Origin of the sequence: Calothrix sp. FACHB-168 (assembly GCF_963889195.1) — a bacterium.
GTDB classification, from domain to species: Bacteria; Cyanobacteriota; Cyanobacteriia; order Cyanobacteriales; family Nostocaceae; genus Aulosira; species Aulosira anomala_A.
In genome coordinates this window covers 183,885-202,012 of the sequence record NZ_CAWPNJ010000096.1, presented here as the reverse complement: position 1 = coordinate 202,012, position 18,128 = coordinate 183,885, and the positions used below count along the sequence as shown (strand labels likewise).

Here is an 18,128-nt window from a genome sequence, read left to right as displayed (position 1 = left end):
TCAACAGTCAATGGTCAATAGTCAAATTACTTTGGACTATTGACTCTGGACTATTGACAAAATTTCTAGCCTTTGAGCTTTTGGCCTTTGGCGATCGCTTCGTTAATATCGCCCACCAAGTAGAAAGCCTGTTCTGGCAGATCGTCCAATTCACCAGACAGAATTTTTTGGAACCCTTTGATGGTGTCTTCCAACTTCACATATTTACCAGGAGAACCGGTAAATACTTCTGCTACGAAGAATGGCTGAGATAAGAAGCGCTCAACCTTCCGGGCGCGTGCTACTGTTAGACGGTCTTCTTCAGACAATTCATCTAAACCGAGAATAGCGATGATGTCTTGCAGTTCTTTATAGCGCTGCAATGTTGCTTGTACGGCACGGGCAGTGCTGTAATGTTCATCACCAACGATTTCTGGCTGAAGCATGGTAGAAGTAGAGCCTAAGGGGTCTACTGCTGGATAAATGCCCTTAGAAGCCAAACCACGAGACAGTACTGTGGTTCCGTCCAAGTGAGCGAAGGTGGTTGCAGGTGCGGGGTCAGTTAAGTCGTCCGCAGGTACGTATACAGCTTGAATAGAGGTAATAGAACCTTCTGTAGTTGAGGTAATCCGCTCTTGTAATGCACCTACGTCAGTACCCAGAGTAGGCTGATATCCTACCGCAGAAGGCATCCGTCCCAACAGCGCAGATACTTCAGAACCTGCTTGTACGAACCGGAAGATGTTGTCAACAAACAGCAATACGTCTTGTTTGTTAACATCGCGGAAATATTCGGCCATTGTCAAGCCAGACAGACCTACCCGCATTCTTGCTCCAGGTGGTTCGTTCATCTGACCGTAAACTAGAGCAATTTTTGATTCATTGAGGTTATCTTTGTTGATTACCCCAGATTCAATCATTTCATTGTAGAGGTCATTACCTTCGCGGGTGCGCTCGCCCACGCCAGCAAATACAGATACTCCACCGTGCTGAGTCGCGATGTTGTTGATCAACTCCATCATGATCACGGTCTTACCAACACCTGCACCGCCGAACAGACCAATCTTACCGCCACGGCGATAAGGAGTCAGCAAATCTACAACTTTAATTCCGGTTTCAAACACTGAAGGTTTGGTTTCCAGATCGGTGAATTTGGGAGCCTCGCGGTGGATAGGCAATGTAGCCTCAGGATTTACAGGCCCTTGATTGTCTACAGGTTCGCCCAGGACGTTGAAAATCCGACCCAAAGTAGCTTTACCTACTGGTACGTTAATTGGCGCACCAGTATCTACTACTTCCAGACCACGCACTAAGCCATCGGTGGAGCTCATTGCAACAGCCCGCACCTGGTTGTCGCCCAGCAGTTGCTGTACTTCGACGGTCAGGTTGATTTCCTGTCCAGCTTCGTTGGAGCCTTTGATGGTCAAAGCGTTGTAGATTTGCGGCAATTTCCCGCCGGGAAATTTAACGTCTACAACAGGACCGATGATTTGGGTAATGTAACCGATGTTTGTTTTTTCTGCGGTGGTGACCATGCTGAGCCTAATGATTGAAGCTATATTTCAGATAGGGTCGTAGACGACATAATATGAAGTAATGTCACTTTTCAGATTAACACTGAACGAACCCATTCTCTGCCATAATATTCATTCTTAAGACTGGGTTGTTGATAATTTCTGGTCTTGAGTCAGTAGATATCAGGCATGACGGGGATCGCAGCATGGAAGATTCGATCTGCCAAATTTTTTTCTGACCAAAACCTTAAAAGATGCCAATAAAATCAGGGTTTCTCTTCTAGTGACTGTAACGATCAGCTAAGTCAGACCAAAACTATCTAGATGAATGCAGCGTTGAAGATAGGGTAATAGCCCTTTTGGGTTATCAGAACAGGAGATTAATTGTGACGAAGTTGAAAGTTGGTATCAATGGATTCGGCCGGATCGGGCGGCTTGTGCTTCGCGCTGGCATTAATAACCCCAATGTTGAATTTGTGGGGATTAATGACCTAGTACCGCCAGATAATCTTGCTTATCTATTTAAATACGATTCAACCCACGGTAAATTTAAAGGTAAGGTGGAAGCAAGGGAAGATGGCATCGTCATTGATGGGCATTTTATTCCTTGCGTATCGATTCGTAATCCAGCCGAGTTACCTTGGGGACAATTGGGTGTAGATTATGTTGTGGAATCTACAGGGCTGTTTACTGGTCAAGAGGGAGCTACAAATCACCTCAAGGCTGGTGCTAAACGGGTAGTCATTTCTGCTCCCACTAAAGACCCAGACTTGGTTCCTACTTTACTCATGGGTGTTAATCATCACCTATTCGACCCCAGTAAACATACCATTGTTTCCAATGCCAGCTGTACCACCAACTGTCTGGCTCCAGTGGCTAAGGTAATCAATGATAATTTCGGCTTGAGCGAGGGTTTGATGACCACAGTTCACGCTATGACAGCGACTCAGCCCACTGTAGACGGCCCGAGTAGAAAAGATTGGCGTGGCGGTCGGGGTGCAGCCCAAAATATTATCCCTTCTTCCACAGGCGCAGCTAAGGCTGTGGCATTGGTGTTACCAGAATTGAAGGGTAAATTGACGGGTATGGCTTTCCGAGTTCCTACTCCCGATGTTTCTGTAGTGGATTTAACCTTTAAGACAGATAAAGCCACTAGTTACAAAGAAATTTGCGCTGCTATGAAAGCTGCGTCTGAAGCTGAGTTAAAAGGGGTACTCGGCTACAGTGACGAAGAAGTAGTATCGACAGATTTTCAGGGTGACACTCACTCCAGCATCTTTGATGCCGGTGCTGGCATTGAACTCAACTCCAACTTTTTTAAGGTGGTTGCTTGGTACGACAACGAATGGGGCTACTCCAATCGTGTAGTTGACTTAATGTTGTCTATGGCACAGAAAGAGCAATTGGCTACTGTGAGTTAATTGGGATGAGTCAATGGTCAATGGTCAATGGTCATTTGTCAATGGTCAATGGTCATTGGTGAAGCAATCTGGACTGTTGACTGTTGACTGTTGACTGTTGACTGTTGACTCTGGTCTCTTGGTAAAACGACGCATAACTTTTGATAGCAAAACTAGATACAAGAGTAATTTTACTGGGCAGCTAAGTGATATGAAGCACTTGTGAATTTGGATGCTTTATACCGATTCTTTAAAAGAGAACAACACATTCAAAACCGGAAACCCAGATACAGTCTGAATTTCTTAATTTTGAATTTTGAATTTTGAATTTTGAATTGGTATTAGATATCCAGGTCGCAGGTTTTGGGGAAAACCCCAGGCTATTCCTAAACCCTCAATTCCTATGCGTCGAACCAAAATTATTTGTACTGTTGGCCCTGCTACATGCGCACCTGAGCGGCTAGAAGCATTGGTAGAAGCTGGGATGAATGTGGCGCGGCTCAATTTTTCTCACGGGGCCTATGAATTCCACGCGCAAACGGCTGGCTATCTGCGGCAGATTAGTTCGCGACAGCGCAAGCCGATCGCAATTATGCAAGACTTATGCGGGCCGAAAATTCGCTTGGGTAAATTACCGCCGGAAGGGCTGATGGTGGAAGCTGGTAGCGAGGTAACTTTTGTCTTACAAGAAAAGGGCGAAAGTGTTGACGAACTACCTTTACCATTGCCGACTTTGTTTGCAATGGTGCGCCCAGGGGAACCGATTTCCATTAATGATGGTCGGGTGAAATTAGTTGTGAGCGATCGCGATGCCGATCGCATTCGCGCCCATGTGAAAATTGGCGGTTTAATTTCCACCCACAAAGGGGTAAACCTCCCAGAAACTCGTTTACCCGTCAGTTCCATCACCGAAAAAGACTTGCAGGATTTGCGATTTGGGATTCAGTTGGGTGTGGATTGGGTCGCAGTCTCCTTTGTACAATCACCGCGAGACTTAGAACCAGCCCAAAGAATGATTGAAGCTGCGGGAGCAAAAATTCGGGTAATCGCTAAAATCGAACGCCCAGAAGCGGTCAAAAACTTCGACCGCATTTTGGCAGCCGCCGATGGCATTATGATTGCCCGTGGTGATTTAGGCGTGGAAATGCCAATTCACGAAGTTCCCCACATTCAAAAAGATATTATTCACCGTTGTAATCGGGCAGGAAAACCTGTGATTACTGCCACCCAAATGCTGGAATCGATGATTAGCGCCCCCGATCCCACCCGTGCCGAAGCTACAGATGTGGCTAACTCGATCTGGGATGGTACGGATGCGGTGATGCTTTCTGGAGAAACGGCTGTAGGCGAATATCCTATCGGTGCCGTCCAAATCATGCATAATATCGCCGTGCGCACAGAACAATCGTTACAGGAAGGTAGTAGCCACGCCTGGTGTCATGAAGCGGGTAGTTTGAGCGTTACCGAGTCGGTAGCAGAAGCAGTATGTCGAATTGCTTACGAAATCGGCGCTAAAGCAATTCTTTGTAATACTTCTTCGGGAAGTACAGCCCAACTCGTATCTAAATACCGCCCATCTACACCAATTATTGCCCTCACCCCAGATGAAATGGCTTACCGTCAGCTAGCACTTTCTTGGGGCGTGATTCCCTTATTAATTCCGCCAGTCCACAACGCCGAAGAAATGTTTATGAATGTGGTGAACACAGTCGTAGACATAGGTTTAGCCAAAGAAGGCGACCAAGTAGTTATTACCTCTGGCGTACCAATTGGTCAATCAGGAACAACTAGTTTAATTAAAGTGCATTCTATTGGACAACCGATTTTGGCATAAGCCTTCTAGAATAGGGGCGAGGCGCAAGACTTTGAAAATACTTGCTTAGGCAAGAATTAAGAAAAGTTGCCAAAATCAGAATTGTAGGTACAGCAAAGAGTGGAAATAAGAGGGTAATTGGTAAAGGAGGCAGAAGGGGCTAAGGACTAGGGGCTAGGGGCTAGGGGCTAGGGGCTAGGGGCTAGTTTTTTGAATCAGCAATCGTAGTTTTCAAGGCATTTTTTCAGGTAGCTTCACGAGAAATCCGACAACCAACACCTAGCCTTTAGCCTTGAGTCAAAAATCATCCCTTGTAACTTGAAAGAGTTATTTCTCCCTTGTCTCCCTTGTCCTCCTTGTCTCCCTTGTCCCCCTTGTCCCCCTTGTCCTTTCATACATGGCGATGAAAATTGTTTCATCAAGACTGCCCTCTGCCTTTCCTAATGTAAATCCTAAACAAGCACACAACACGGAGCAATTTATGTCTAAGAACCTACTAGAGCAATTGCGGACAATGACTGTAGTAGTTGCGGATACAGGGGATATTCAAGCTATTGAAAAGTTTAAACCCCAAGACGCGACTACCAACCCCTCGCTGATTACGGCGGCGGCACAAATGCCTGAATATCAGGAAATTGTCGATCAGACTTTACTGCAAGCGAAAAAAGATGCAGGTGCAGGTGCTAGCCAAGCACAAATTGTTACCATCGCTTTTGACCGTTTGGCGGTAGCATTTGGATTGAAAATTTTACAAATCATTCCTGGTCGGGTATCTACAGAAGTTGATGCGCGGTTGTCTTTCGATACCGAAGCTACTGTCACCAAAGCTAGAGAATTAATTGCCCAATACGCCGCCGCCGGAGTTGGTCGCGATCGCGTTTTAATTAAAATTGCCACCACTTGGGAAGGTATCCGGGCTGCGGAAATTCTGGAAAAAGAAGGTATTCATTGTAACTTAACACTACTGTTTGGCTTGCACCAAGCGATCGCCTGTGCGGAAGCTGGCGTTACCCTAATTTCTCCCTTCGTCGGTCGGATTCTCGACTGGTACAAGAAAGATACCGGACGCGACAGCTACCCCTCAGCAGAAGATCCAGGCGTATTATCTGTTACCACGATTTACAACTACTACAAGAAATTCGGCTACAAAACCGAAGTTATGGGAGCTAGCTTCCGTAACATTGGCGAAATTACTGAGTTGGCTGGTAGCGATTTGCTGACAATTTCGCCTTCACTCTTGGCGGAGTTGCAAGCAACCGTTGGCGAATTACCCCGCAAACTCGATCCCGCTAAAGCCGCTAGCGTGGAAATTGAAAAAATCTCCATCGACAAAGCCACCTTTGACAAAATGCACGCTAGCGATCGCATGGCGACTGACAAACTAGCAGAAGGTATTCAAGGTTTCACCAAAGCTTTGGAAGAATTAGAAAAACTATTAGCTAACAGATTGGCTACTCTAGAAGCTAAATCTGCAACTCCTGTAGCTTAGAATTTTTCTCCATTTAGTTAGCACTTCAAAACTTAATCGTTGACTCTCAAACCCGATTATTTATTAATCGGGTTTTTTATATAATCTTTGCGACACATCAAAATATTCTAGAGGGCATGGCAGTGCCAGTGCCCCTACAATCTGTCGCATTCTGTTTTCCAATTGGTATAAGAACTCTTGGCGTACTTGGCGTCTTCTCTGGGAGACGCTGCGCGTTGGCGGAAGCCTCTCGCAGAGAAGGCGGTTCAATTAATTCATTTCGCTTATTCTGGAGTCAATTGTACTGCTAGCGTTGGTGTTGCTTCTGGCGTCGCTAATTCTTAATGCGTTAAAATATCCCCAACTTTTTGAAAAAGTCGGGGATTTTATACTATCGATTTTTACAAATCAAATAGGAATGCTATATATTTTTTTGCCTTATGCACAGACACAAACAATAAAGAAAATCAGACAAGTCAGCACAATAAAACGTTTGATGATTTCTAGAGGAATAATCCACTTATTGCTTGAATGAAGCGCGATAGTGACAAATTGGAATTGAAGAAGTTGGGGATTTGATTGTGATTATAGGATTCGGTTATTAGGCTAGACTTTGGTTTCAGTGCTGAGACGCAATTTCCAGGTTGAGAGGATGTTGTAGAAACTTCTCCTGTATGCGTTCTCTGCACAGAATAAACGATTCCTCGATACATTAATTGATAAGCTACGTTTGGTGTTTGAACTGGCGTAGGCTCAATATTAGGGTCAACACGGTAGGTTGTTCCACGATAAGTCAAGTTATAGGCAGAACTTTGATGCTTAACTGGCTCAAAGGGTTTTGTGCTTTTTTTAGCTGCTTCAGAGGAATTGTATTCGTAAGTAAGACCGCGATAGTAGAGTTTCATTTTATAGTAGTTGCTTACTGATTTGCAAAGGTAATTTCATGACTCAATCCTTTACAGATAAGACATCTGGCAGAAATATTGTTACCAGAATATTACTGATAAGATTAGTATGTTTTTTACCTAAAACTTGCTTTCGTTGATAGCTTTTATTTTTACACTTAGTCTTTTATTAGACATCGGTATTAATTTCCATATTTATTTAAAGCTAATATAAAGCGCTTTGACGCTAAAAATTTAAATTAGACACAACAAGTCCTTGAGCAGATGCACTTTAACCTCTACCCCTAGCCTTAAAGCCGAGAAAATTTTTCCGTCAATTTACTGACAATTTACTGATTTTTGCTGATAAAAGGGATGATTCGCCGTTTAAATATAATCATTTCATTCCCTACCACAGGATTACGCGCTACCAGCCTATCTTGAAAATCAACCACTTCTAAATGCGTGAAATCAAGTTCTTGCGATCGCTGTAAAATATCGGCTGCGAGTTGATCTTGTTGGGATGCAGTGAGGGTATACCAATCGTCGCTAATTTTCACAGTTAGGTTACTAGTACGAAAATTGGCTTGAATTGATTTTATAAGTCCAGAAGCAACGCGATCGCTAATTTCTGCTACTTGATTTTCAATAGCCGCAATTAACACTTGTTCTGGAGTTAATTGCACTGCTGGCGTAGGTTCAGGCGTTGGTGTTGGTTCAGGCGTTGGTGTTGGTTCCGGTGTCGGTTCTATTTCCGGTTCCACAGGTGGAACTTCTGCTGCTGGTGTTGGCGTAACTTCTTCTGGTGCTGTGGGTTCTGGCGTTGCTAACTCTGGCTGAGGCGAAATAGCGATCGTTGGCGTGGGTGTAGGCGTTGGGGCGGGAACTTCTTCAACTGGAGGTGCGATCGCTATTTCAGGCGGTTTATTGGTGAAAAATGTCGTAGTTGTCCACACTAAAACCACGGTAATACCCGCAATTATCCCTGTTAAAGCCGTATCAGATAACTTTGCAGACAAATTCGCTGGTAAAACATTGCGGATTTTAGCCAGCAATCCACCCCAAAAACCAGGAGTATCCTCAGTTCCCGGTGGCGGTGCTGTTTCCAGTTTCACTACAGCCGTTTCTAACAGGCTAATAGTTCCCCTAAGAACCTGGATAATACTAGACTTCCAAATTGGCTGGTTCCTCTGGGAGGGATTGCGGCGACGTTGTGGATTCTGATTGTCTTGCGACATGGAACTTTTACCAAGAGCAACAAATCAAAGAAAAATCAAATACATTGTTAGCAATGTAGCTGCTTTGTAATGTATCACTTCATTGCTCAATGCTCAGGCTAAACTGACTAGTTGTTGAATTTAATCATTTATGAACCTAAAACGCCGTCGATTTTTATTTTTAACTAGCCTTGGTTTCCTTGGTACAGGATTAACCTGGTTATTCACTAAGCAAAACAGTCAAAGCATAGATTTAGCTCAATCACAAACCGCGATCGCCGCTAATCCTGCTAACAAAGGCTTGCTACTGCGGTTTGTATCCGTTGCTGATACAGGCACAGGTGCTAAAGGACAGTATGCTGTAGCTAAGGCAATGACTAGTTATCACCAAACAAATCCTTACAATTTAGCAGTTTTAGCTGGAGATAACATTTATAACAACGGAGAAATTGAAAAAATTAATGCTGTTTTTGAACGTCCCTACAAAGATTTGCTCAAGCAAGGTGTGAAATTTCATGCATGTTTAGGTAATCATGATATTCGCACTGATAACGGCGATCCACAAGTTAAATATCGCGGCTTTAATATGCAGGGACGCTACTATACATTTAGCCGAGGTGATGTACAATTTTTCGCCTTAGATACTAACGGTAATGCTGACTGGAAAAATCAGCTAACTTGGTTAGAAAAACAATTAAGCTTGAGCAAAGCATCTTGGAAAATAGTTTTTGGACATCATCCAATTTATGCATCAGGAGTTTACGGTAGTAATCCTGATTTTATTAAAATTTTCACACCTATATTTCAAAAATACGGCGTACAACTTTATATCAACGGTCACGAACACCATTATGAACGTACTCGTGCAATTAATGGTACAACTTACCTAATATGTGGCGCAGGTGCAGGTAATCGTCCTGTAGGTAAAAATGAGTGGACAGAATATTCTACTAGCGATTTAAGTTTCGCCGCCTATGATGTCTATCAAGACAGAATAGAATTACGCGGCATCGACACTAAGAACCGCGTTTTTGATCGGGGTACTATTCCGTTAAAGTCTGCTTAATTTATCTACCTTCTGATTAAATATTGGGTGGGAATTAACCCACCACATTATTTATATTTTCATAACAGCTATTTACGAAAAAATTTCCTAACCAAATATTAAACTCTTTCTTTGCTAGCCTCTAGCTCCTATTTTCAAAAGAGCGATCGCATTTACTCTATTACTCATAGCAAGTATTACAATCATACACACTTTGTTAGTTAATATACTTACAATTCTCCGCTCCTCTCTAGGCAGATTATCATTGAAAGCATTAATCTGCCTAATATTTTGTTACATTGAATACAGTAATACTACTTTAGTAACTTGTCACAAGGTTGACAAGTAATTAACATTCGATCTTCACAAACTTGAAATATAGTCCAGGAAAGACTTAACAATCGGCAACAATAATTAACTTTATTACTCCCGTCAATTGTAAACACAAGTCATAGTTCCTCAGGACAGGGTTATTGCCAATGAATTCTAGCCTCATATTATCTAACATACTGAATCCACCAGTATTGTTTTTCTTTTTGGGAATGCTAGCTATTTTATGTAAATCAGATTTAGAAGTTCCCCAACCTTTACCTAAATTGTTTTCTTTATACCTATTACTGGCGATTGGATTTAAGGGAGGATATGAACTTGAAGAGAGTGGAATTAGTCCGCAAATAGCAATAACACTGATTGCAGCTATTTTAATGGCTTGTGCAGTACCTGTATATTCTTTTTTCATCCTCAAAATCAAATTAAATGCATATAATGCAGCCGCTATTGCTGCAACTTATGGCTCAATTAGTGCAGTTACTTTCATTACTGCTCAATCTTTTCTCAAAGTTCTGAATATTCCCTCTGATGGCTACATGGTAGCAGCTTTAGCGCTGATGGAATCTCCTGCAATTATTGTGGGAATTGTACTAGTGAGAATGTTTGCACAACCAGCAAAAAGAGAAGAAGGGGAAGAAAAAGAAGAAACTTCTTGGAGTGAAGTATTACGAGAAGCTTTCCTTAATGGTTCTGTATTTCTCTTAGTTGGTAGTGTAATTATCGGCATTCTTACAGGAGAAAAAGGCTGGGAGAAACTGCAACCATTCACACAACAGATTTTCTATGGAGTTCTAGCATTCTTCTTACTTGATATGGGAATGGTAGCTGCCAGAAGAATTAAAGACTTGGGTAAAACCGGGTCTTTTTTAATAGCATTTTCTGTATTTATGCCTGTAGCCAATGCAATTATCGGAATTATCATTGCTAAATGTATTGGCATTTCCGAAGGCAATACACTGTTATTTGCCGTTTTATGTGCTAGTGCTTCTTATATTGCAGTACCAGCAGCAATGAGAATGACAGTCCCCGAAGCAAACCCCAGTTTGTATGTTTCTATGGCTTTAGCACTAACTTTTCCTTTCAACATTATTGTGGGAATTCCGTTATACATGAACATCATTAAAACTATGGGAGTCTAACAAAGTGGAAAGGGTTAAAAGGTTAGAAATTATTACCAATTCCCTAGAAATGTCTCAAGTGATCAAAATTTTAGACAATATAGGTGTTTCTGGTTACACAATTATCAAAGATGTCACGGGTAAAGGCGATAGAGGCAAAATAATTGATGATTTAGAAACGCCAGCATTGACAAACGGATATGTATTAAGCGTTTGTACAGAAGAACAAGAATCAGAAGTAGTAACAGCGATTACACCTATTTTAAAAAAATTTGGAGGTGTCTGTATTGTTTCTGATGCCAAGTGGATTGCACATTAACTAAACTGAACTAGAGACACTCGTGTAAAAATTAAAGCATCAGGGTTCAAAACAAAAAAATCATCACAGTCTGATTAGTGTCTCTAGATTTCATCTTCATTGCGGAAACTTGGTTACTGATTGTGAAGCTATAAAAGACTGAACATATTTTTGGTGAGAGGAATTCAATTGTGCCAATAAAACGCATAATCGCAGGTTTAAATGAGTTTCATGACAACTACTTCATCACCCATAGGGAATTATTTGAACAGTTGTCTCACGGTCAAAATCCCGAAGTCTTATTCATAACTTGTTCAGATTCGCGGATTGACCCTTGTTTAATTACTCAAAGTTTACCTGGAGAATTATTTGTTATTCGTAATGTTGGTAATATTATTCCCGCCTATGGTACACCCAAGAGTGGGGAAGCGGCTGGAATAGAATATGCTGTTGAAGCTTTAGAGATTAGAGATATTGTTATTTGTGGTCATTCCCATTGTGGAGCCATGAGAGGACTGTTACAGATAGGAAATTTATCTCAACAAATGCCTTTAGTTTATGATTGGCTAAAGCAATATGCTGAACCAACTCGTCGTATAGTTCTTGATAATTATAAAGATTATCCAGCCGATAAACTACTAAAAATTACTATTGAACAAAACGTTTTAACTCAAATAGAAAATTTAGAAACTTATCCATCTGTTCGCTCAAAATTACATAGTGGTAAATTAACTCTTCACGCTTGGATTTATGAAATAGAAACTGGCGAAGTTTTTGCTTATGATGCCAATATCGGTCAATTTAAAATTTTAGGTAACCGACCTTTTCCTGTACCAAATCCTCTGCTTGGCGCATATTCAAAAAATGCAGTTTAATTGATTAATTTACAGGGTTGGGTTGAAGAACATCCAACCCTGTATTTTTAGAGTAGTAGTAAAGTTTGCGCGATCGCACTATACTAAATACCATCCTCTGCAGTTTTCAGGACATAGTTTATGATTCTTGAGGCAGTGATGCTTCATGTCAAACCTGGGATGGAATCAGAATTTGAATTCGCTTTCAAACAAGCTTCCAAAATTATTGCATCAATGAATGGATATTTATCTCATGAACTCCATCGCTGCATTGAAGTTAATGGTAAATATCTCTTACTGGTGAGATGGGAAACTTTAGAATCTCATACGGTAGGATTTCGCGGTTCTGCTGAATATCAACAATGGAAACAATTACTCCATCATTTTTATGAACCATTTCCCACAGTTGAGCATTTTACAGAAGTGGAAATTTAACTCCTAGCAATTTGAAAAAAGAATGCCACAGATTGTAGGGGCAAGGCAATGCCTTGCCCTCTAGAATATATTAATGTGTCGCCAAAATTATTTGAATTGGTAACATATATTCATAAATATTCAGGCATTTTTAATAATAGATAAAATTTTCAGGTGCGTTGCGCTGCGCGACAACACACCCTACTGGCGTGGCAAGCTTAAAATGTTGCAATATAATTTTCTTGTGGGGTGGACATCTTGTCCGCCCAGGACGGGCGAGACGCCCATCCCACAAGAGTTTTATTCATGCACCATTTTAGCCTTGTCGCGCCACTACATGGAATAATTACGAATTACGAATTACGAATTACGAATTATCAATCTACTTTTTGCAACTGCGCTACTCTGGGATCGATAATTTTTTGTCCTAAATTGGCAAATTTAATCGCTACAGACAGCTTACTTCCTTCTCCAAATACATGAGTAATTTCACCAAGACCAAAAGATTTATGTAATACTCTATCACCTACGTGCCAATTCTGCTTACCATTGGTAGGTGCAGCAGTTTTGGTATAGGTTTGACGTACCTTACGCCCATTAGTTAACAATTCTTCTGGTACTTCATCGAGAAATTGCGATCGCACTGCCGGTTCTCTTGAACCATAAAGGCGACGTTCGCGAGCATGTGATAAATATAACCTTTCTTGAGCGCGGGTAATTCCCACATAACACAGGCGGCGTTCTTCTTCTAAAGCTGCGGGATCGCTTAAAGAACGGTAACCGGGGAATAATCCCTGTTCTAACCCAACTAAAAAGACTACAGGAAATTCTAACCCTTTAGAAGCGTGCAAAGTCATCAAAGAAACTGCTGTTTTTCCTTCTTTTAAATTATCTAAATCGGAACTAAGGGCGGTACTTTGTAAGAAACCTTGCAGAGTTGCATCTTCGTTTTCTTCTTGGAATTGCAGTACAGCGTTATAAAGTTCTTGAACGTTTTGAATTCTGTCTTGGGATTCGTCTGTACCTTGACTGAGCAAGTCTTGAATATAGCCAGAGTCATCTAGTATACCTTGAACTATTTCTGCTGCTGGCCGATTGCCGATTTCGCCTTGCCAACGGTTAATCATTTCTGCAAAGCCTTTCACCGATTTTGCACCCCTTCCCGCCAAGGTATTTACCGATGTATCATCAGATAAAATTTCCCAAAGGGTGGTTCCTAATTGCTGGGAAGCGTTAATCAAAGCATCAATGGTGGTTTTCCCGATACCGCGCCGGGGAGTGTTGATGACTCGTAATAAGCTGACAGTATCCGCAGGATTTGCGATCGCTCTTAAATAAGCTATAACATCTTTAATTTCTTTGCGATCGTAAAATCTCATTCCTCCAACAACTGTATAAGGAATTTGATATTTTACCAACAGTTCTTCAAATGGGCGAGATTGGGCATTTGTCCGATAAAGTATAGCAAAACTTCCCCAAGTTAACTCAGGATTTTGATATTCTAAAGAGCGAATTTGATTGATGATAAACTCAGCTTCATCTAATTCATTATCTGCTTTATGACAATAAATTTGTTCCCCTGCTCCCCTGGTTGGTCTAAGAACTTTATCAATTCGTTGGGTATTATTTTCAATTAATTCATTAGCCGCTTGCAGAATATTTTCACAAGAGCGATAGTTTTCTTCTAACTTCACCATTGTTCTGGTATCTTCATCAGGTAAACCATCGCCAAAATCTTCCTGAAACTCTAGCAAGATGGTGAAATCAGCCATTCTAAAAGAGTAAATTGATTGGTCTGCATCACCGACAACAAACACAGAGCGATTTTGCCAATTCCATTCACTCTTTCTATCTTCGCCATTAGTGACTAATAGGCGAATTAAGTCATACTGGGTTCGGTTTGTATCCTGATATTCATCAACTAAAATATGATGAAATTTGCGATGCCAATAACCTAATACCTGTTCGTTTTGCTGAAATAATCTTGTAGGAATGAGAATTAAATCATCAAAATCTAGGGCGTTATTTTGTGCCAGTCTATCTTGATAGGCGCTATAAACTTGAGCAATTACCCGTCCGCGATAATTTGGTTGTTCTCTTTCAAAGTCTTTGGGTGAGAAACCTTGGTTTTTAGCATTACTAATGGCATAGCGCACCGAACGATGATCGAATTTTTTATCATCTAAATTTAGCTGTTTGGTGACAATTTCCTTAACCAAACTTTGTGCATCCGATTCATCAAAAATCGAGAAATTTTTACTCCACCGCCGACCATTTTCGTCTTGGTACTTCTCAATATCAAACCGTAAGATACGGGAAAATAAACTGTGAAACGTACCGCACCATAAATCTTTGATGGTTTCGCGGTAAACTTGCGATCGCAGTTGAGATTGTTGATATTCGGTCAACAAATCAAACTTGGTGTCATATTGTTTGATCGCTTCTGCTTCGGCAAACAGCTTTTGAATCCGTTCTTTCATTTCCCTGGCGGCTTTATTCGTAAAAGTCACCGCCAAAATATTCTCCGGATTGACGCGATGTTTGAGAATCAGGTTAGCAATCCGATAAGTCAGTGCGCGTGTTTTACCGGAACCTGCTCCAGCCACAACTAGCAGCGGCCCGCAGTAATGTTCTACGGCTTGACGTTGGCTGGGGTTAAGATGGCTGAGAAAGTCAATAGTTGTGGTCATGGATGACTGGGCAGAGAATTGCTTATTTTGAGAGTATCGCACTCAACGCATATTATTCTAGGTTAATTAAAATATCTCAATTCCAGCTTTTTGTGTTTTTGGTCAATCAACCACCCCAATTTTGTGCCATTTTCCCCATATTCTCCCATCTTTGCCTGTAGCTTGTCGATGTTGTGAGAAGGCGATCGCAACTCTACCACAAAAATAAAATCTGAACACAGTTTACATCTATAGTGTCACAGTAAAGCAGATATAATAACAGAGAAAGTAGATATTTTTAGGTTATTACTAAAATTTTTCACTATGAATATCAACCTAAAACCTGAAGAAGAGAAAATTATTCAAGCTAAGTTGGAAACTGGTAAATATGCAACTCCATATCAAGTAATTGTGGAAGCGTTACAACTGCTAGAAGAACGAGACAAGCATTATGAACAATGGGTTGAAGAAACTAGGAAAAAAGTAGCAATTGGCATTGCACAGCTTGATCGTGGAGAAGGAATTAATGGAGAAATTGCTATTGCCAACTTGCGAGAAAAACTCCGTAAAGCTCGTGAAAATCAAGCATGAGTATCTATATAATTTCTCCAGAAGCTATTCAGGATTTAGATGAGATTTCTGAATATTTTGCTAGTCGCAATTTAGATGCAGGCGATCGCTTTGTCAATTCTTTTGCAGAAAAGTGTCAAAATTTAGTTAAGTATCCCAATATGGGACGCAGTTATGCCGACATAGAAACATCGTTACGAGGTATTCCCCTGGATGGTTACATTATTCTGTACCGCGCGATCGCAGATGGAGTAGAGATTGTGCGTGTAGTAAGCGGATATCGCAACCTGAAATCGATGTTTTCGGAATCTGATGATGAGTGAGGCGATCGCTTCTACTGTCAACTTATTAACTATTCCTCAGAATCTTAGACAATCAAAGGGTGGCTTCTCTTTACTGTAGTGCAAAACAGAACCCGTTCCCATCTTGCGCGATCGCATCTCAATTCAAATCATTCTTCCACAATCAAAGGTAAGCGGACGATAAAAGTAGAACCTACACCCAGTTGGCTTTTCACCACAATTTCGCCACCCATCATTTGACAAAAATGGCGACTAATTGCTAACCCTAAGCCAGTACCACCATATTTTTTTGTTGTTGATGTATCCCCTTGGATAAAAGGTTGAAATAACTGCTTTTGTTGACTTTGTGACATCCCAATACCTGTGTCACTCACAGTAAAAGTCACGATACCATCGGCTACTGTTCCGACTAATTCATCTTTACTAATTTTAACTGTGAGGCTAACTTTGCCATTTGTGGTGAATTTAGCAGCATTACTTAATAAATTTAACAATACTTGCCGCATTCTTGTCTGATCGGCATACATTGTTCCCAAATTTTCATCACAATCGATTTCTAAAATATTACCGTTTTTCTCTACAGCCGATCGCACTGTCAACACAACATTACTAATTAATGTCCCAATCTCAAATGTCTCTGGGTACAGAGTCATTTTCCCGGCTTCAATTTTTGACAAATCAAGGATATCATTAATTAATTCCAGCAAATGTCTCCCGGCTGAATTAATTGTTTCTAAATCAGTAATAAAATCTCCCGTCAAGCCTAAATCTGTAGCATCATCTTGTAGGAGTTGACTCAAGCCAATTACCGCATTTAATGGGGTGCGTAATTCGTGGCTGACATTAGCTAAAAATACACTTTTGGCTTTGCTAGCAGCTTCTGCTAATTCTTTGGCTTGTTGTAGTTCTTTGGTGCGCTCAGAGACGCGCTCAATTAACCGATTTAAAGACTTAGCTAATAAGCCTATTTCATCTTCTGTAGTTATGGGTGCGCGTAAATCAAAATTAGATTTTCTCGCTACTTGTTCTGCAACTTGAGTTACCGTGATTACTGGTTCGGCGATCGCGCGACTCGTCCGCCAAGCTACAATGGCCGCGATCGCTACTGATACCAGCATACTCATAATCACAATTAATCTTTCAACGCCTTTAGCCTGCTCTACATCTCTAGTTCGCTCTTGCTCTTGAACCTCAGCAGTTTGTAAGATATTCGTCAGCGTCTGCGATAGCTGCTCTAACCGCAGCGCTGTATCGCCACGCATAATTTGCAGTAATCGCTCTCGTTGTGCATCAATTTGTGGCGCTTCAATTGACGGAGATTCTATTTTCTCTAAAACCGATTCTACCTGCTCAACATAAATCTCTAAATTGTTAGCATAATCGAGCAATAAAGTTTCTAAAGTCGCACTTGTTGCTGCTAATCTTTTGGGATTTCTGGCGATAAAAGTTGTAATTTCTGCTTCTAATTGTTTCGCTTGCTCAACATTTTTGAGAAATTCACTTTTCTTATTTTGTCGCTGTATGGGATCTGCTAATACTGCAACTAAATTAGAACTATATAATTGCGCTCCTACTACGGCATTTTTATAGTTAGTTAACAGTTGTCCTTGCTCGTGCGCATGATTGAGTTGGTTAATTTCCCTGGCTCGGTAATAGTTAGCAATTACCAACCCAGTTAGGGAACCAAAGAAACCAATACCAATGGCGACAAAATATCCATAGCCAATTTTTTGATGTATGCGCCATGAACTTGCTTTGAGTTTCCCCCGTGAAGGAAATTCAATAGTCGGGAGTTCGTCTGTCGATGGCTCTTCCTCTGGCACTTTTTTGCTTTCTGAACTGCTGTCAACAGGGATTAGCTTTTGAGTTTGCATCCCTCAGATCTCCTTAGCCTCCCATAAAAGTCATCACTGAAGTTTGGCTGGGGTAAACAATTTATCTAGCGATTATTATCTAAATTATCTTTTTTTGTGACAAGAGTAAATTATATATCACGAGACAATTGCAATGAGCTTTTTTATATTTAAATTAATTAGTTATAATTTTTAATTTCCTTTATAACTGTCAAGATAAATTGCTTTTTGTAAAAAAGCCGTTCCCTAAACCAAATGCACCCCTACCAGTATATCTTTTTCGTCAATTTACTTCCATATACAGTTGCTTGCAGCTATATTAAGTTAATGGGTAAGCAGCCAATCTAACCTCTTTTAGCTTTGCAGCAGCTACTATCAAACCGTAAATAGCAGATTTGTT

At 41.0% G+C, this 18,128-nt stretch carries 16 protein-coding genes; 10 read left to right on the top strand and 6 right to left on the bottom strand.

Going from position 1 to position 18,128, the window contains the following annotated elements:
- Nucleotides 1-65 precede the first annotated feature (65 nt).
- On the bottom strand, nucleotides 66-1,514 hold the full coding sequence (gene atpD, locus AACW45_RS37870) for a F0F1 ATP synthase subunit beta (protein WP_190542242.1): 1,449 nt from the start codon (nucleotides 1,512-1,514) through the stop codon (nucleotides 66-68).
- A gap of 365 nt (nucleotides 1,515-1,879) precedes the next feature.
- On the opposite strand from atpD, the gene gap reads away from it, so the two are divergent.
- The 3 genes from gap to AACW45_RS37855 all read left to right on the top strand — a co-directional run bounded on the left by gap (nucleotide 1,880) and on the right by AACW45_RS37855 (nucleotide 6,195).
- Nucleotides 1,880-2,914, top strand: coding sequence for a type I glyceraldehyde-3-phosphate dehydrogenase (gap, locus tag AACW45_RS37865; RefSeq protein ID WP_190631008.1), 1,035 nt, complete (start codon nucleotides 1,880-1,882; stop codon nucleotides 2,912-2,914).
- Nucleotides 2,915-3,296: 382 nt separating this feature from the next.
- A complete protein-coding gene (gene pyk / locus AACW45_RS37860; protein WP_096643572.1) occupies nucleotides 3,297-4,727 on the top strand; it encodes a pyruvate kinase in 1,431 nt (476 codons plus the stop codon).
- Between the two features lie 460 nt (nucleotides 4,728-5,187).
- A complete protein-coding gene (locus AACW45_RS37855) occupies nucleotides 5,188-6,195 on the top strand; it encodes a transaldolase (protein ID WP_190542248.1) in 1,008 nt (335 codons plus the stop codon).
- 482 nt (nucleotides 6,196-6,677) lie between these two features.
- Here the strand turns inward: AACW45_RS37855 and AACW45_RS37850 are convergent, their stop codons facing one another.
- Together AACW45_RS37850 and AACW45_RS37845 are read right to left on the bottom strand one after the other, a co-directional pair.
- The gene (locus tag AACW45_RS37850) at nucleotides 6,678-7,079 is read right to left on the bottom strand and encodes a DUF4278 domain-containing protein (protein ID WP_190631001.1); all 402 of its coding nucleotides are present in this window, start codon (nucleotides 7,077-7,079) and stop codon (nucleotides 6,678-6,680) included.
- A gap of 329 nt (nucleotides 7,080-7,408) precedes the next feature.
- Nucleotides 7,409-8,296, bottom strand: a complete 888-nt coding sequence (locus AACW45_RS37845; RefSeq protein WP_190630999.1) for a hypothetical protein — start codon at nucleotides 8,294-8,296, stop codon at nucleotides 7,409-7,411.
- 130 nt (nucleotides 8,297-8,426) lie between these two features.
- Between AACW45_RS37845 and AACW45_RS37840 the strand changes: the two genes are divergently transcribed.
- The 5 genes from AACW45_RS37840 to AACW45_RS37820 all read left to right on the top strand — a co-directional run bounded on the left by AACW45_RS37840 (nucleotide 8,427) and on the right by AACW45_RS37820 (nucleotide 12,355).
- On the top strand, nucleotides 8,427-9,341 hold the full coding sequence (locus tag AACW45_RS37840) for a metallophosphoesterase family protein (protein WP_190630997.1): 915 nt from the start codon (nucleotides 8,427-8,429) through the stop codon (nucleotides 9,339-9,341).
- Nucleotides 9,342-9,799: 458 nt separating this feature from the next.
- The gene (locus AACW45_RS37835; protein WP_190630995.1) at nucleotides 9,800-10,789 is read left to right on the top strand and encodes a sodium-dependent bicarbonate transport family permease; all 990 of its coding nucleotides are present in this window, start codon (nucleotides 9,800-9,802) and stop codon (nucleotides 10,787-10,789) included.
- A gap of 4 nt (nucleotides 10,790-10,793) precedes the next feature.
- Nucleotides 10,794-11,087, top strand: a complete 294-nt coding sequence (locus tag AACW45_RS37830) for a P-II family nitrogen regulator (protein WP_190630993.1) — start codon at nucleotides 10,794-10,796, stop codon at nucleotides 11,085-11,087.
- Between the two features lie 170 nt (nucleotides 11,088-11,257).
- Nucleotides 11,258-11,941 carry a carbonic anhydrase gene (locus tag AACW45_RS37825; RefSeq protein WP_190630991.1) on the top strand — a complete coding sequence of 228 codons (684 nt, stop codon included), beginning with the start codon at nucleotides 11,258-11,260 and terminating at the stop codon, nucleotides 11,939-11,941.
- Between the two features lie 120 nt (nucleotides 11,942-12,061).
- Nucleotides 12,062-12,355 (top strand): antibiotic biosynthesis monooxygenase family protein, encoded by a 294-nt coding sequence (locus AACW45_RS37820; RefSeq protein ID WP_190630989.1) that lies wholly within the window; start codon nucleotides 12,062-12,064, stop codon nucleotides 12,353-12,355.
- Between the two features lie 356 nt (nucleotides 12,356-12,711).
- Here the strand turns inward: AACW45_RS37820 and pcrA are convergent, their stop codons facing one another.
- On the bottom strand, nucleotides 12,712-15,024 hold the full coding sequence (pcrA, locus tag AACW45_RS37815; RefSeq protein WP_190630987.1) for a DNA helicase PcrA: 2,313 nt from the start codon (nucleotides 15,022-15,024) through the stop codon (nucleotides 12,712-12,714).
- 62 nt (nucleotides 15,025-15,086) lie between these two features.
- Nucleotides 15,087-15,173: a Uma2 family endonuclease gene (locus AACW45_RS37810; RefSeq protein ID WP_242045488.1), complete on the bottom strand. Its 87-nt coding sequence runs from the start codon at nucleotides 15,171-15,173 to the stop codon at nucleotides 15,087-15,089.
- Between the two features lie 154 nt (nucleotides 15,174-15,327).
- Between AACW45_RS37810 and AACW45_RS37805 the strand changes: the two genes are divergently transcribed.
- The gene (locus AACW45_RS37805; protein ID WP_190630985.1) at nucleotides 15,328-15,594 is read left to right on the top strand and encodes a ribbon-helix-helix domain-containing protein; all 267 of its coding nucleotides are present in this window, start codon (nucleotides 15,328-15,330) and stop codon (nucleotides 15,592-15,594) included.
- Complete coding sequence (locus AACW45_RS37800; RefSeq protein WP_190630983.1) at nucleotides 15,591-15,896, top strand: type II toxin-antitoxin system RelE/ParE family toxin; 306 nt, start codon at nucleotides 15,591-15,593, stop codon at nucleotides 15,894-15,896. The genes AACW45_RS37805 and AACW45_RS37800 overlap by 4 nt, the downstream gene beginning before the upstream one ends.
- A 128-nt stretch (nucleotides 15,897-16,024) precedes the next feature.
- Here the strand turns inward: AACW45_RS37800 and AACW45_RS37795 are convergent, their stop codons facing one another.
- Entirely contained in the window at nucleotides 16,025-17,749 is a 1,725-nt protein-coding gene (locus AACW45_RS37795; RefSeq protein ID WP_190630981.1) for a sensor histidine kinase, read from the bottom strand.
- Nucleotides 17,750-18,128 lie beyond the last annotated feature (379 nt).

Excerpts from the sequence above, each read along its gene's own strand:
- AACW45_RS37845 (WP_190630999.1), bottom strand. The coding sequence starts at position 8,296 with ATGTCGCAAGACAATCAGAATCCACAACGTCGCCGCAATCCCTCCCAG.
- AACW45_RS37835 (WP_190630995.1), top strand. The coding sequence starts at position 9,800 with ATGAATTCTAGCCTCATATTATCTAACATACTGAATCCACCAGTATTG.
- AACW45_RS37855 (WP_190542248.1), top strand. The coding sequence starts at position 5,188 with ATGTCTAAGAACCTACTAGAGCAATTGCGGACAATGACTGTAGTAGTT.
- pyk (WP_096643572.1), top strand. The coding sequence starts at position 3,297 with ATGCGTCGAACCAAAATTATTTGTACTGTTGGCCCTGCTACATGCGCA.
- AACW45_RS37805 (WP_190630985.1), top strand. The coding sequence starts at position 15,328 with ATGAATATCAACCTAAAACCTGAAGAAGAGAAAATTATTCAAGCTAAG.
- AACW45_RS37795 (WP_190630981.1), bottom strand. The coding sequence starts at position 17,749 with ATGCAAACTCAAAAGCTAATCCCTGTTGACAGCAGTTCAGAAAGCAAA.
- atpD (WP_190542242.1), bottom strand. The coding sequence starts at position 1,514 with ATGGTCACCACCGCAGAAAAAACAAACATCGGTTACATTACCCAAATC.
- AACW45_RS37820 (WP_190630989.1), top strand. The coding sequence starts at position 12,062 with ATGATTCTTGAGGCAGTGATGCTTCATGTCAAACCTGGGATGGAATCA.
- AACW45_RS37840 (WP_190630997.1), top strand. The coding sequence starts at position 8,427 with ATGAACCTAAAACGCCGTCGATTTTTATTTTTAACTAGCCTTGGTTTC.
- AACW45_RS37850 (WP_190631001.1), bottom strand. The coding sequence starts at position 7,079 with ATGAAACTCTACTATCGCGGTCTTACTTACGAATACAATTCCTCTGAA.
- AACW45_RS37800 (WP_190630983.1), top strand. The coding sequence starts at position 15,591 with ATGAGTATCTATATAATTTCTCCAGAAGCTATTCAGGATTTAGATGAG.
- pcrA (WP_190630987.1), bottom strand. The coding sequence starts at position 15,024 with ATGACCACAACTATTGACTTTCTCAGCCATCTTAACCCCAGCCAACGT.
- AACW45_RS37810 (WP_242045488.1), bottom strand. The coding sequence starts at position 15,173 with ATGGGAGAATATGGGGAAAATGGCACAAAATTGGGGTGGTTGATTGAC.